Origin of the sequence: Bacteroides sp. 1001302B_160321_D4, assembly GCF_015667765.1 — a bacterium.
GTDB lineage: Bacteria > Bacteroidota > Bacteroidia > Bacteroidales > Bacteroidaceae > Bacteroides > Bacteroides xylanisolvens.
Genome location: NZ_JADPLO010000005.1, coordinates 42987 through 56184 on the forward strand (window position 1 = coordinate 42987; position 13198 = coordinate 56184).

Sequence of the window (13198 nt, forward strand, 5' to 3'; positions counted from 1 at the left end):
ATTACATTATTTCCAAAGATGTTTTACTTTTCACTTCATTTCCCTGTTAATCTAAGCTGAATTCACTGTTGTAGTTTATAAATATTCATTTTTATTGCATTAATCTTTTGTTTTATCATCAATATCTCCGGTTCTATTTCAATCTCGACTTTTATCCCATACTTGACATCTATAGATAACAATATGGTGTATATATCCTGTATAAACCAATAAAAAGAAAGGAAAATCTGCTTTAAAACAGTATTTTTATAAGGAAAGATTTGTGCGATGGGAATAAATTCGTAAATTCGCAAGGTCAAAAGACAAAAGTAACGAAATTGTTAAACCAAAAACAAACTTCAAATGAAAAAGCATAATTTCAATGCAGGACCTTCCATTCTTCCGCGTGAGGTGATAGAGGATACAGCGAAGGCTATTTTAGATTTCAACGGCTCTGGTCTCTCTTTGATGGAAATCAGCCACCGTGCCAAAGACTTCCAACCTGTGGTTGACGAAGCAGAGGCATTATTCAAGGAATTACTCAATATTCCCGAAGGCTATTCGGTACTGTTCCTGGGTGGAGGTGCTAGTATGGAGTTCTGCATGGTTCCTTATAACTTCCTGGAAAAAAAAGCTGCTTACCTGAACACTGGTGTGTGGGCTAAGAAAGCAATGAAAGAAGCTAAAGGGTTTGGTGAAGTTGTAGAAGTTGCTTCCTCTGCTGAAGCTACATATACTTATATCCCAAAAGATTACACAATCCCGACAGACGCAGATTATTTTCACATCACTACTAACAACACGATTTACGGTACAGAATTGAAGAAAGACCTCGATTCTCCGGTTCCGATGGTTGCCGATATGTCTTCTGATATTTTCTCACGTCCGATCGACGTTTCTAAATATATCTGTATTTATGGTGGTGCACAAAAGAATCTGGCTCCTGCAGGTGTTACATTCGTTATTGTTAAGAATGATGCTGTAGGTAAGGTTTCTCGTTACATTCCGTCAATGCTGAATTATCAGACACACATTGATAATGGTTCTATGTTCAATACTCCTCCGGTAGTGCCCATCTATGCTGCATTGCTGAACCTTCGTTGGATCAAAGCACAAGGTGGTGTGAAAGAAATGGAACGTCGTGCCATTGAAAAAGCGGATATGTTGTATGCTGAAATCGACCGCAACAAAATGTTCGTGGGTACTGCTGCCAAAGAAGACCGTTCACGCATGAACATCTGTTTCGTGATGGCTCCCGAATACAAAGACCTTGAAGCTGACTTTTTGAAGTTTGCCACTGAAAGAGGTATGGTAGGTATCAAAGGACATCGTTCTGTGGGTGGTTTCCGTGCATCTTGCTACAATGCTTTACCGAAAGAAAGCGTACAAGCTTTGATTGACTGCATGCAGGAATTTGAAAAACTTCATTAATATATTATTTTCACCACAGATTACACGAATTAGCACAGATTCCTAAATTCTATAATCTGTGAAAATTTGCGTAATCTGTGGTGAGTCTTTATAAATAGAATTAAATTATGAAAGTACTTGTAGCTACAGAAAAACCGTTTGCTAAAGTTGCAGTAGACGGTATCCGTAAAGAAATAGAAGCAGCTGGATTCGAGCTTGCTTTACTTGAGAAATATACAGATAAGGCTCAATTGCTGGATGCAGTGAAAGATGCTAATGCTATCATTATCCGTAGTGATATTATTGATGCAGAGGTGCTTGATGCTGCCAAAGAATTGAAAATCGTAGTACGTGCCGGTGCGGGATATGACAACGTTGACCTGGCTGCTGCCACTGCTCACAACGTATGTGTGATGAACACTCCGGGACAAAACTCTAATGCTGTTGCCGAACTTGCTTTGGGTATGATGGTATATGCTGTCCGTAACTTCTATAACGGAACTTCCGGTACAGAATTGATGGGCAAAAAACTGGGTATTCATGCTTATGGAAACGTAGGTCGTAATGTAGCCCGTGTTGCCAAAGGTTTCGGAATGGAAGTGTATGCTTACGACGCATTCTGCCCGAAAGAAGTAATCGAAAAAGATGGTGTGAAAGCACTTGATTCGGCAGAAGAACTGTATAAGACTTGTCAGGTGGTATCTCTTCATATACCGGCAACTGCCGAAACGAAAAATTCTATCAATTATGCTTTGTTGAAAGATATGCCGAAAGGTGCTATGTTGGTAAACACTGCCCGTAAGGAAGTTATCAACGAAGCAGAACTGATTAAATTGATGGAAGAGCGTGCAGACTTCAAATATATCACAGATATTATGCCTGTTGCTAACGCAGAATTTGCAGAGAAATTTGCCGGACGTTATTTCTCAACTCCAAAGAAGATGGGTGCTCAAACTGCTGAAGCAAATATCAATGCCGGTATTGCTGCCGCTCAACAAATTGTAGGCTTCCTGAAAGATGGTTGCGAGAAATTTAGAGTAAACAAATAAGATTCTTTTAGAAATAAGTAGTATATTTGAGCCACAGATTTTCAATAAGTCTGTGGCTTTAATTTTTTACATATAAAATACTAATATCATGGCAATAATTAAACCTTTCAAGGGTATTCGTCCTCCGCAAGACCTCGTAGAACAGGTCGCTTCACGTCCTTATGATGTATTGAATTCAGAAGAAGCCCGCGCAGAAGCGGAAGGTAACGAAAAGTCTCTTTATCATATTATTAAACCGGAAATAGATTTCCCTGTCGGTACGGACGAACACGACGAACAAGTGTATGCTAAAGCTGCCGAGAATTTCCAACTGTTCCAGGACAAAGGTTGGTTGGTGCAGGATAATAAGGAAAATTATTATATCTATGCCCAAACGATGAACGGGAAAACACAATACGGATTGGTAGTTGGTGCATACGTTCCCGATTATATGAATGGGATTATCAAAAAACATGAGCTTACCCGTCGTGACAAGGAAGAAGACCGTATGAAGCATGTCCGTGTGAACAACGCTAACATTGAGCCTGTTTTCTTTGCTTATCCGGATAATGAGAAGTTGGATGTTATTATCAAGAAGTATACGGCAAACAAGCCTGTTTATGACTTCATCGCTCCGGGGGATGGTTTTGGACATACTTTCTGGATTGTCGATCAAGATGAGGATATTGCTGCTATTACTGCCGAATTTGCTAAGATGCCGGCTCTTTATATTGCCGACGGACATCACCGTTCTGCCGCTGCTGCACTAGTGGGAGCAGAGAAAGCAAAGCAAAATCCGAATCATCGGGGTGATGAAGAATATAATTACTTCATGGCTGTTTGCTTCCCTGCAAACCAGCTAACCATCATCGACTATAATCGTGTAGTGAAAGATCTCAATGGTTTGACTCCCGAGCAATTCCTGGCTGCACTTGATAAAAACTTTATAGTAGAAGAGAAGGGTGCGGATATCTATAAACCATCCGGCTTACATAACTTCTCACTCTATCTGGGTGGTAAATGGTACAGTCTGACAGCCAAGACAGGTACATACAATGATAACGACCCTATTGGCGTGCTTGATGTTACCATTTCTTCCAACCTGATTTTGGATGAAATTTTGGGTATAAAGGATTTGCGTTCGGACAAGCGTATTGATTTTGTGGGCGGCATCCGTGGATTGGGAGAACTCAAGAAGCGTGTGGATAGCGGTGAAATGAAAGTGGCTCTGGCTCTTTATCCTGTATCTATGAAACAATTGATGGATATTGCAGATACAGGTAATATCATGCCACCGAAGACAACTTGGTTTGAACCTAAACTTCGTTCGGGGTTGGTAATTCATAAATTGGATTAGGAAATTCTATCGGATGATGCAAAAAAGACGTTGCTGATGTAAGTTATATCAATAAATGTAACACTCGATTAAGATAAAAAAATAGTGACGGTATATGCCCGGGATAGTGACGGTATCCTTGTGGTATACCGTCACTATTTTTATTGGATAGCGTCACTATCTTGTAGATGATAATCTGCCAACAAAGATTTTTATATTCCCAGCTACATCTCATCGATAAGTGGAACATTAATATTTCCAAACGATAGATTGACTTTTCTTATTAAAGCCGTATCTTTGCAGCATGACTGCTGAAGATACTTATAAAACCATCATTGAACCTTCCGAAGGTATTTATACGGAAAAACGAAGCAAGTTCATTGCTATAGCCCTTCCTGTGCGTACTCTCGATGAGATAAAAATACATCTTGAAACGTATCAGAAAAAGTATTATGATGCACGACACGTATGTTATGCCTATATGTTGGGAGCTGCACGAAAGGATTTTCGTGCCAATGACAATGGAGAACCTTCCGGAACAGCGGGAAAACCCATTCTCGGACAGATAAATTCAAATGAACTGACGGATATCCTGATTATAGTAGTCCGTTATTTTGGAGGAATCAAGTTAGGGACAAGCGGATTGATCGTGGCTTACAAGGCTGCCGCTGCTGAAGCTATTGCTGCCGCTACAATTATAGAAAAGACAGTAGATGAAGACGTGACGGTAATGTTTGAATATCCTTTCATGAATGACGTGATGCGCATTGTGAAAGAGGAGGAACCGGAAATTCTCAATCAGTCGTATGACATGGATTGTAGTATGACGTTACGTATTCGTCGTTCGATGATGCCTAAATTGCGTGCTCGTTTGGAAAAGGTGGAGACAGCTCGGATTCTTGATGAGGAGAATGTATTGTAAATAAGATATTTAAAATATTGCATGAGAAATAAATATCATATAATTTTCAATTTGTTTTTAAGCTTCTTTGCTTTGATAAGCGTTCAGACGCAAGCACAAGCACAGGAGACTCAAAAGCTCGCTCCTAATAATATCCCTGTTCCGTGGTATTCGCAGAAAATCACAGGATGTCCTTACTCGCATTGCTCTCTGGCTTCTTCGTTAATGGTCTTTGACTACTTTAAAGGCATGACGACTGATACACAACGTACAGCCCAGGATGCAGAAAAGAAACTGATTGAGTATCAACGTAACTACTTTCTGAAAAAACGTGCCCCTTTCCGTCGTCGTACATCGATAGGGCAGGGAGGATACTATTCTTTTGAAATTGATTCTTTGACACGTTATTATGAAAATATGATAAGTGCCGAACATTTTCAGCAGAAAGATTACCGGGTATTGAAAGATTATATTGATCGTGGTATACCTGTGCTTGTGAATGTGAGATATACAGGAGCAGTTCGTGGTTTGCGTCCCGGTCCGAGAGGGCACTGGATGGTGCTTCGTGGCATTGACGATAAACATGTGTGGGTAAATGACCCCGGACGTTCGCCGGAGATGCGGAGTAAAGGAGAAAATATCTGCTATCCAATAAAGAAACAGCCGGGCAATCCTTCCTATTTTGATGGTTGCTGGACGGGACGATTTATCATAGTCACTCCTAAAGAATGGATTCGAAACTCCCTGTTTGCACAAGTAGGCAAGCTTCCTCCTTTGGAGGAAGTAACTCATATAGTACCTCCTGTTGCGTTGCCTGTAACCTTACCGCAGGTTATTAATCAGTAAGCAATTCATTGTGAAGATAGAAATTTCTTAGTGAAATTAGGATAAAAAGAACATTAGTAAAATAAAGAAGAACAAAGATATATGGCATTCGAAGCAACCAAAAAAGAATGGTGCGAACTCTATTCTTTCTTTCGTCTCCTGACAGACGGAAAAGTAGTGCTAGGCACAGCAGACGCAAAGGCGGGAGAAACATCTTGGCCTATTGCAATGATTCAACGGGAAGAACATGATGGAACACGTCAATATTATATTGAGGAAGATACGATTCGTATAGAAGCAGAGAGCGGAACTAAATCCATGCCTCGCGAAGACTTTGGTATTGTAGCTGATTTGATATTACGGGCTGTGAAATCTTCTTCGGAAGATGACGTAACCTCTCCGGAAGGAGTAGAAGAGTTTTTAGACGAAGCAGCCATTTTCGATTTGGAAGCAAAAACAGAAGATCGTACTGATTTCTCCATTGCATTTTGGCATCCGGAAGCTCCGTTGAGAGGTTTTAATGTTCGTTCACGTTTGGGTGTAATGAATCCGTTACTGGACGGAGGACGTGCTGCAAATCTAAAACTGGAACAGAGTGGAGTCAAATTTGCCACTCCCACAGTGAATAAAATCAATGCTTTGCCTGAATCTCCCAATGAGGTTGCCGAGCGAATGATGATGATCGAACGATTGGGCGGTGTACTTAAATATTCTGATGTAGCCGACCGGGTATTCCGTAGCAATCTTCTGATGATTGACCTGCATTTTCCACGTGTCTTGACAGAAATGGTTCGTATTATGCATTTGGATGGTATCTCTCGCATTAGTGAGCTGACGGAAGTTATCAAACAAATGAATCCGTTAAAGATTAAAGATGAACTGATAAACAAGCATAAGTTTTATGAGTTTAAGATGAAGCAGTTCTTGATGGCATTAGCTTTAGGTATGCGTCCCGCAAAGATTTATAATGGATTGGATTCGGCTGTGGAAGGTATTCTGTTAGTGGGCGGAAGTGGAGAGGTGCTCTGTTATCATAAATCAGAAAAGCAAGTAATGGAAGACTTTTTGTTTCAAAATACCCGTTTGGAAAAAGGATCTTTGGAGAAGGATAAATACGGATTTTTGGAAAGAGAGAATGGAGTCTATTATTTCAAACTGAATGCAAAGATTGGGCTAGTTAAAAGGTAAATGATAAATTAGAATTCTGTGGTGAAATTTTGATTCGATATATATAAAAAACTTGTTATTCATGAAAACGAATGAAGTTTTAGAGAACATTAAAGCACGTCGTAGTGTACGGGCTTATACTAGTCAGCAAGTTTCAGAAGAAGATTTGCAGGCTATTCTGGAAGCTGCAACTTATGCACCCAGTGGAATGCATTTGGAAACATGGCACTTTACTGCTATTCAAAATGTAGATAAATTGACAGAACTGAATGAACGCATTAAAGGAGCTTTTGCAAAAAGCGATGATTCCCGTTTGCAAGAGCGTGGACATAGCAAGACCTATTGTTGTTATTATCATGCTCCGACTTTGGTGATTGTATCCAATGAACCTACACAATGGTGGGCTGGTATGGATTGTGCTTGTGCAATAGAAAATATGTTTCTGGCTGCCCATTCTTTAGGAATCGGCTCTTGCTGGATCAACCAGTTGGGCACAACGTGTGATGATCCTGAAGTTCGTGAATATATTACCTCTTTAGGTGTTCCTGCCAATCATAAAGTCTATGGTTGCGTGGCTTTGGGGTATGCTGATTCGAAGATTCCAATGAAAGAGAAAAAGGTGAAGGCTGATACGGTAACGATTGTCAAGTAGAAAAAATATTCAGAATTGTAGTTGGATTTACATTCCATATCACAAAATATGAGCCTTGGGGATAATTGATGCATCTCTAGGGCTTTTGTTTATTCAGTCCTGGGCTGATAAAAATAATCCCGGGGCTTACATTCATTGAGCCCCGGGATTATTTCTTATTGAGATGCTTCTAAAAATCTTTTCTAATGAATTGATTTCTACAATAAATCACCTTTATTCAAAAGTGCCATAACGAGTTGGTAGTAACTTACGGTCGCCCAATGTATTATCTACACGAGCTACATTGATCCAGAATTTGTTATCACGTACACTTTCTATCGGATAAGCCGCTTTCTCGCGTGTGTACGAATGTTCCCAACGATCACTAACAATCTCGTATTCCGGATGCGGAGCATTAATCAACACATTATCATCCTTATCAGCTTCGCCATTCTTCACTTCCTGAATCTCCTTCCAGATATTCAGCATGACATCTACGAAATTGTCCAGTTCTGCCAAACTCTCGCTTTCTGTCGGTTCAATCATCAATGTACCGTGAACAGGGAAGGAGAGGGTAGGAGCATGATAACCATAATCCATCAGACGTTTGGCAATATCATTTTCCGAGATGCCTGCTTCTTCATGTACTTTCCGACACTCCAGAATCATTTCGTGTCCTACGAAACCATTGGCTCCCCGATAGACAACTCCATACGTATCTTTCAGACAAGCAGCCAGATAATTAGCATTCAGGATGGCGATCTTAGTTGCCTGCGTCAATCCCTCTGCACCCATCATGCGGATATATCCATACGTGATAGGCAAAATACCTGCACTACCGAATGGGGCAGCTGATACTTGATTCTGCGAATTGCCGAAGATTCCATGTCCGGGAAGGAAAGGAACCAGATGTTCGGCCACACAGATAGGACCTACTCCCGGACCTCCGCCACCATGAGGGGAAGCGAATGTTTTATGAAGATTCAAGTGGCAGACATCCGCACCGATGAATCCCGGATTGGTCAATCCCACTTGGGCATTCATATTGGCTCCATCCATATATACTTGTGCGCCACAGGCATGAATGATGTCGCAAATTTCCTTTATTTCTGTTTCGAAGATACCATGTGTAGAAGGATAAGTAATCATCAGCGCTGCCAATTCATCTCTATTTTCTTCAGCCTTGGCACGTAGGTCATCCATTTCTACATTTCCTTGTTCGTCACAGGCACAGGTGACGGTCACAAATCCAGCCTGTATAGCTGACGCAGGATTTGTTCCGTGAGCCGAAGCTGGAATCAGGACTTTGTTCCGATGTCCCTGACCGATACTTTCGAGATAAGCACGGATTACACGAAGCCCTGCATATTCTCCCGCAGCACCCGAATTGGGTTGCAGACTCACCCCTGAAAATCCGGTGATAACTTTCAGATCTTCACTTAAATTCTTAATTAATTCCCGATATCCTTCTGCCTGATCTTCCGGAACCAGCGGGTGCATACCCATAAATTCGGGACGACTTAAAGGCAACATTTCCGCAGCTGCATTCAGCTTCATGGTGCATGAACCGAGAGAAATCATCGATTGTGCAAGCGAAATATCTTTGCGATCCAAACGTTTGATATAACGCATCATCTCTGTTTCCGTGTGATATTTGCTGAATACTTCGTGCGTCAGGAAAGGAGTTGTCCGTTTCAAAGCCTTGTCGATATTGCTTTTTTCTGGGATATCGTCTACCTTCTGATAGTCTTTTCCGGCAGCGATGGCAAAGATAGAGAGCAATACATTGGCAGCTGCCACATCTGTTGTTTCATCAATACTGAAACCGACATCACCATTTTCATAATAACGCAGATTTACTTCTTTACTAAGCGCTATGGTACGGATTTGTTGTGCCGAAACGTGTTCGGGCAACTCAAAACGTAAGGTGTCAAAATATTGAACGTTGACTTGTGTGTATCCACATTTCTTCAGTTGCTTTTCAAGAAATACAGTGATACTGTGGATGCGCGACGCAATTGTAGTGATACCCTCCTGACCGTGATAAACAGCGTAAAAGCCTGCCATAGTAGCTAATAATGCCTGTGCGGTACAGATATTTGAAGTTGCTTTTTCCCGTTTGATATGCTGTTCACGTGTCTGCAAAGCCATCCGGTAGCAAAGTTTGCCATATTTATCTTTAGACCATCCGATGATTCGTCCCGGCATATTCCGTTTGTATTCGTCTCTGGTAGCAAAGAAAGCAGCCGACGGACCACCATAGAACATTGGAGTACCCAAACGTTGTGTAGTTCCGAATACAATATCTGCTCCCCATTCTCCCGGAGGAGTCAGCAGGGCAAGACTCAAAATATCGGCGGCGACAGCTACCTTGCAATCTGCGGCATGAGCTTTTTCTGTAAATTCGGAATAATCCTCTGCGTTTCCATTCGAGTTTGGATATTGTAGAACGCAGGCAAACACTTCCGGTGAAGGTTCAAAATCCTTATATTTACCTACACGCAGTTCGATGCCTTGCGGCACGGCGCGTGTAGTCATAACAGCCAATGTTTGTGGGAAAATATTCTCGTCTACAAAGACTACGTTCGCATTGGCTTTCTGTTGCGCACGGGAGCGGATGGCATACATCATGCTTACGGCTTCGGCAGCGGCAGTTGCTTCGTCCAGAAGTGAACAGTTGGCAAGTGGCATGGCAGTAAGGTCGCACACGGCTGTCTGAAAATTCATCAACGCTTCCAGGCGTCCTTGCGACACTTCTGTCTGATAAGGAGTGTAAGAAGTGTACCATACCGGGTTTTCGAATACATTCCGCTGGATAACAGCCGGGGTAATCGTGTTGTACCATCCCAAACCGATATACGTAGTATATAGTTTATTTTTATTTGCCAGTTCGGCGATATGTTTTCCAAATTCGTATTCCGTCAGTGGACTAGTCAATGCCAGCGGCTCTTTCAGCCGTATATTGGCGGGAATTGTTTTATCAATCAGTTCGTCCAGTGAGTTCACCCCAATTTTGCGGAGCATCAGGGCTGTGTCTTGTTCATTGATGCCGATGTGACGGCTAGCTAACAAATCGGTTTTCATGTCTTAATGATTTATGATTTATGATTTATGAATTATGAGTTCTGATTTATGCTTTCTTATGTTTTCCCGATTTATAAACCTCAATCAGCCGCAACACCTACTTCATCCGCACGGCAAATCATAAATCATAAATCAGAATTCATAACTCATTAAATCTTCTCTTATCTAAAAAATGGGTTTTCAGCTTTCTCCATTCCGATCGTCGTAGGAGCACCGTGTCCGGGGTAAACGACAGTTTCGTTGGGGAGAACAAACAGACGGCTGCAAATGTGCTCTATCAGTTCATCGAAGTTGCCTCCTGTGAGATCGGCACGACCGATGCTACCCTGAAACAGGACATCGCCGGAGAACATGCAGTTATCTTCCTTGCAATAGTACACCAAGCTACCGGGTGAATGTCCGGGCACGTGTATCGCTTCCAGTTTGGTATGTCCGAAAGTGATAATATCTCCGTCATGCAGGTATTTGCCCAGTGGTACAGGCTCTTCCTGCAACTGAAAACCAAACATTCTGCTTTGTTTCGGTGCTTCGTCAATCCAGTACTCATCCGCTTTGTTTGCTTCTGCCGATAATCCGAATTCTTTCAGCATGAACGGATTTCCGAAGATATGATCCAGGTGCAAATGAGTATTCAGCAGATGCTTTACATTCAGCTCATTGGTAAGAATGAACTTTTTCAGAGCCTGCTTTTCCTCTTCATAAAAACAGCCGGGATCGATTACGACTGCTTCTTTAGTGTCATCCCATAATACGTAGCAGTTTACGGGAAACATATTAAATTCAAATCTCTTTATTTTCATGGTTTCTTTATGATTTATCATCTATCAGAACATATAGTCTTATTTAAATCGGAACATATACCACTTTTTTGGTTTGAAAGAACTCTTCCTCGAAACTATCGCTCAAGTTATAAATGACCGTTTTATGCTTGAACGGCATCGTTTCATGCTCCAGTTCGCCACCTTTGAGACAGATCAGTCCGTTGGGTAATGCATTTTGTTGTTTTGAGGAGATATTCTTTTTGATAATCTTAATCAAATCCGCCAAAGGCATTACGGCACGGCTGACAACAAAGTCGAACGTTCGTTTCTCCTCTTCTGCGCGGGCATGGCGGAACGTTACATTTTTCAGTCCGATAGCATTTGCCACTTCGGTTGCTACCCGTACTTTTTTGCCGATACTGTCCACGAGGTGAAATGTTACTTCGGGAAATAAGATGGCTAAAGGAATACCGGGGAAACCTCCTCCTGTACCCAGGTCCATAATGCTGGTTCCGGGGCGAAATTGGATTGTTTTGGCAATGCCTAACGAATGGAGCACGTGATGCTCATATAAATTCTCGATGTCCTTGCGGGAGATTACGTTGATTTTAGAATTCCAGTCAATGTAGAGGTCGTATAGAGCTGCAAACTGTTTGCGCTGCTCTTCCGTCAGATCAGGAAAATATTTCAGTATGATTTCCACTGTTTGAGTTTTGAGTTATAAGTTTTGAATGATAGATGTGGATGAATATCCTATTCTGTCACACGGGAGTGATAACAATAGGATATTCATTGGTGTTCAGCTTTTTATGAATTTTAATTTTTCAGTTCTCCCAGAATTGGGTTACTGCCTAGTAAATGCTCCATCATAGAAAATGGGATTGTTACCTTTACAGGTCCCATAGAATAAGGAGTGATATCGTATACATTATAATAGAAGGTGATTCCTTCTTTGCTTAGATAGAAATTTTCTGTCGGAGCGATGTCCCCGGTGGAAGCATATCCCATGTCTTCCAATGCTTCGTGAGTGTTCACTTTGTTGTCCGCCATGAGCTGGTTCCAGATCAGGTCGGTCAATGCGTCTTTGTAGTCTCCGACAAAAATATCATCAAGACGGAGCGGGCGCATCAGGGTGAGGTCCATGTTCAGGAAAGTAGCCATGTAAATGCCATGTGCACCTCCGGTATATTCGTTGTAGTCGATACGATATACAAGCAGGTCTTTATCATACAGTTGTACGTGGCTCTCTATACCTTTATAATAAGAATACCAAGCTCCGATGGAAGATTCGTCTTCCTTGTCTTTCTCGTCCTCGGCATACATCGGTTCGAGGTCGCGGCGGTATTCGCTGATATAGTTCTCGGTATATTGCTTTACAACTTCTTCCGGCTTTTCGTCGATGTATTTATCACCGAAGCAGGCCGAAATGAAATAAGAATTCAAACTATCTTTCAGCATATCATCCGATGATTTTACCGGATAGGCAAAATTAATAATAATATTGCAGGCCGGTTTGGCTGTATCACTGAAGAGGTGTGCTGTCTCATTCACTTGAATGCTATCAAACTGTAACGCACCTGTGTTTTTGTTCATCTTGTCATGACAAGAAAACAAAAAGCCGCTTACCGAAAGTATAATTGCAAGCAGACTGACATATTGTTTTTTCATACCCGTTTTTTCTGTAAATTCAACATTTGTTTTATCATTCACTATTGACAAATATAGATGAAATTCGTGAATCGGGCTAATAAAAACAGAAAAAAATGCAGCTATTTATCCCCAAAAATGGGATTGGCGGATATTATCCGCCAATCAATGCTTGCAAACTTTAGTGATATCTACTGTGAATCCATCTTCAACAGGCATAAATTTCCCTTTCATTTTCAGAAATTCGATAAGGGTATCTACATCCATGTTTTCTGCCGAGCAAGCATAAAAACGTTGCTGTGAGCCAAACTTCTTAATGATTGCTTCCCGCAATGATGATTCCGAGTAGCTATTTCCTTCCATCATGTGGAGGACTTCATGAGCATGTAATTGTTCCATAATCTTTTTTCTGCAAAGATAGGGCAGAGA

Annotated in this window: 12 protein-coding genes; 7 read left to right on the forward strand and 5 right to left on the reverse strand. The window is 41.4% G+C overall.

The features are described 5' to 3' along the window. Window positions 1-342: 342 nt before the first annotated feature. From serC to KFO40_RS03140, 7 genes are all read left to right on the forward strand, one after another. On the forward strand, window positions 343-1410 hold the full coding sequence (gene serC, locus KFO40_RS03110; RefSeq protein ID WP_008022134.1) for a 3-phosphoserine/phosphohydroxythreonine transaminase: 1068 nt from the start codon (window positions 343-345) through the stop codon (window positions 1408-1410). Between the two features lie 107 nt (window positions 1411-1517). Then, a complete protein-coding gene (locus KFO40_RS03115; protein WP_008022136.1) occupies window positions 1518-2438 on the forward strand; it encodes an NAD(P)-dependent oxidoreductase in 921 nt (306 codons plus the stop codon). A gap of 88 nt (window positions 2439-2526) precedes the next feature. Then, complete coding sequence (locus KFO40_RS03120; protein WP_008643834.1) at window positions 2527-3774, forward strand: DUF1015 domain-containing protein; 1248 nt, start codon at window positions 2527-2529, stop codon at window positions 3772-3774. 283 nt (window positions 3775-4057) lie between these two features. Beyond that, window positions 4058-4675: an IMPACT family protein gene (locus KFO40_RS03125; RefSeq protein ID WP_009041156.1), complete on the forward strand. Its 618-nt coding sequence runs from the start codon at window positions 4058-4060 to the stop codon at window positions 4673-4675. Between the two features lie 21 nt (window positions 4676-4696). Continuing rightward, window positions 4697-5500: a C39 family peptidase gene (locus KFO40_RS03130; RefSeq protein ID WP_170849028.1), complete on the forward strand. Its 804-nt coding sequence runs from the start codon at window positions 4697-4699 to the stop codon at window positions 5498-5500. 81 nt (window positions 5501-5581) lie between these two features. Then, window positions 5582-6667 carry an HpaII family restriction endonuclease gene (locus KFO40_RS03135; RefSeq protein ID WP_008643830.1) on the forward strand — a complete coding sequence of 362 codons (1086 nt, stop codon included), beginning with the start codon at window positions 5582-5584 and terminating at the stop codon, window positions 6665-6667. Between the two features lie 61 nt (window positions 6668-6728). Beyond that, the gene (locus tag KFO40_RS03140; protein WP_008643824.1) at window positions 6729-7298 is read left to right on the forward strand and encodes a nitroreductase family protein; all 570 of its coding nucleotides are present in this window, start codon (window positions 6729-6731) and stop codon (window positions 7296-7298) included. A gap of 213 nt (window positions 7299-7511) precedes the next feature. Here KFO40_RS03140 and gcvP read toward each other — a convergent pair whose 3' ends face one another. From gcvP to KFO40_RS03165, 5 genes are all read right to left on the reverse strand, one after another. Continuing rightward, the gene (gene gcvP, locus KFO40_RS03145) at window positions 7512-10361 is read right to left on the reverse strand and encodes an aminomethyl-transferring glycine dehydrogenase (protein WP_049702942.1); all 2850 of its coding nucleotides are present in this window, start codon (window positions 10359-10361) and stop codon (window positions 7512-7514) included. Window positions 10362-10522: 161 nt separating this feature from the next. After that, on the reverse strand, window positions 10523-11161 hold the full coding sequence (locus KFO40_RS03150; protein ID WP_004311627.1) for an MBL fold metallo-hydrolase: 639 nt from the start codon (window positions 11159-11161) through the stop codon (window positions 10523-10525). A 43-nt stretch (window positions 11162-11204) separates the two neighbouring features. After that, window positions 11205-11825 carry a 16S rRNA (guanine(527)-N(7))-methyltransferase RsmG gene (rsmG, locus tag KFO40_RS03155; RefSeq protein WP_049702941.1) on the reverse strand — a complete coding sequence of 207 codons (621 nt, stop codon included), beginning with the start codon at window positions 11823-11825 and terminating at the stop codon, window positions 11205-11207. Between the two features lie 113 nt (window positions 11826-11938). After that, window positions 11939-12790, reverse strand: coding sequence for a DUF3298 and DUF4163 domain-containing protein (locus KFO40_RS03160; protein ID WP_074706555.1), 852 nt, complete (start codon window positions 12788-12790; stop codon window positions 11939-11941). A gap of 144 nt (window positions 12791-12934) precedes the next feature. After that, entirely contained in the window at window positions 12935-13168 is a 234-nt protein-coding gene (locus tag KFO40_RS03165; RefSeq protein ID WP_074706552.1) for a YecH family metal-binding protein, read from the reverse strand. Window positions 13169-13198 lie beyond the last annotated feature (30 nt).

Bases quoted from the DNA above. Each gene is read 5' to 3' on its own strand.
- serC (WP_008022134.1), top strand. From the start codon at position 343: ATGAAAAAGCATAATTTCAATGCAGGACCTTCCATTCTTCCGCGTGAG.
- KFO40_RS03115 (WP_008022136.1), top strand. From the start codon at position 1,518: ATGAAAGTACTTGTAGCTACAGAAAAACCGTTTGCTAAAGTTGCAGTA.
- KFO40_RS03120 (WP_008643834.1), top strand. From the start codon at position 2,527: ATGGCAATAATTAAACCTTTCAAGGGTATTCGTCCTCCGCAAGACCTC.
- KFO40_RS03125 (WP_009041156.1), top strand. From the start codon at position 4,058: ATGACTGCTGAAGATACTTATAAAACCATCATTGAACCTTCCGAAGGT.
- KFO40_RS03130 (WP_170849028.1), top strand. From the start codon at position 4,697: ATGAGAAATAAATATCATATAATTTTCAATTTGTTTTTAAGCTTCTTT.
- KFO40_RS03135 (WP_008643830.1), top strand. From the start codon at position 5,582: ATGGCATTCGAAGCAACCAAAAAAGAATGGTGCGAACTCTATTCTTTC.
- KFO40_RS03140 (WP_008643824.1), top strand. From the start codon at position 6,729: ATGAAAACGAATGAAGTTTTAGAGAACATTAAAGCACGTCGTAGTGTA.
- gcvP (WP_049702942.1), bottom strand. From the start codon at position 10,361: ATGAAAACCGATTTGTTAGCTAGCCGTCACATCGGCATCAATGAACAA.
- KFO40_RS03150 (WP_004311627.1), bottom strand. From the start codon at position 11,161: ATGAAAATAAAGAGATTTGAATTTAATATGTTTCCCGTAAACTGCTAC.
- KFO40_RS03160 (WP_074706555.1), bottom strand. From the start codon at position 12,790: ATGAAAAAACAATATGTCAGTCTGCTTGCAATTATACTTTCGGTAAGC.
- KFO40_RS03165 (WP_074706552.1), bottom strand. From the start codon at position 13,168: ATGGAACAATTACATGCTCATGAAGTCCTCCACATGATGGAAGGAAAT.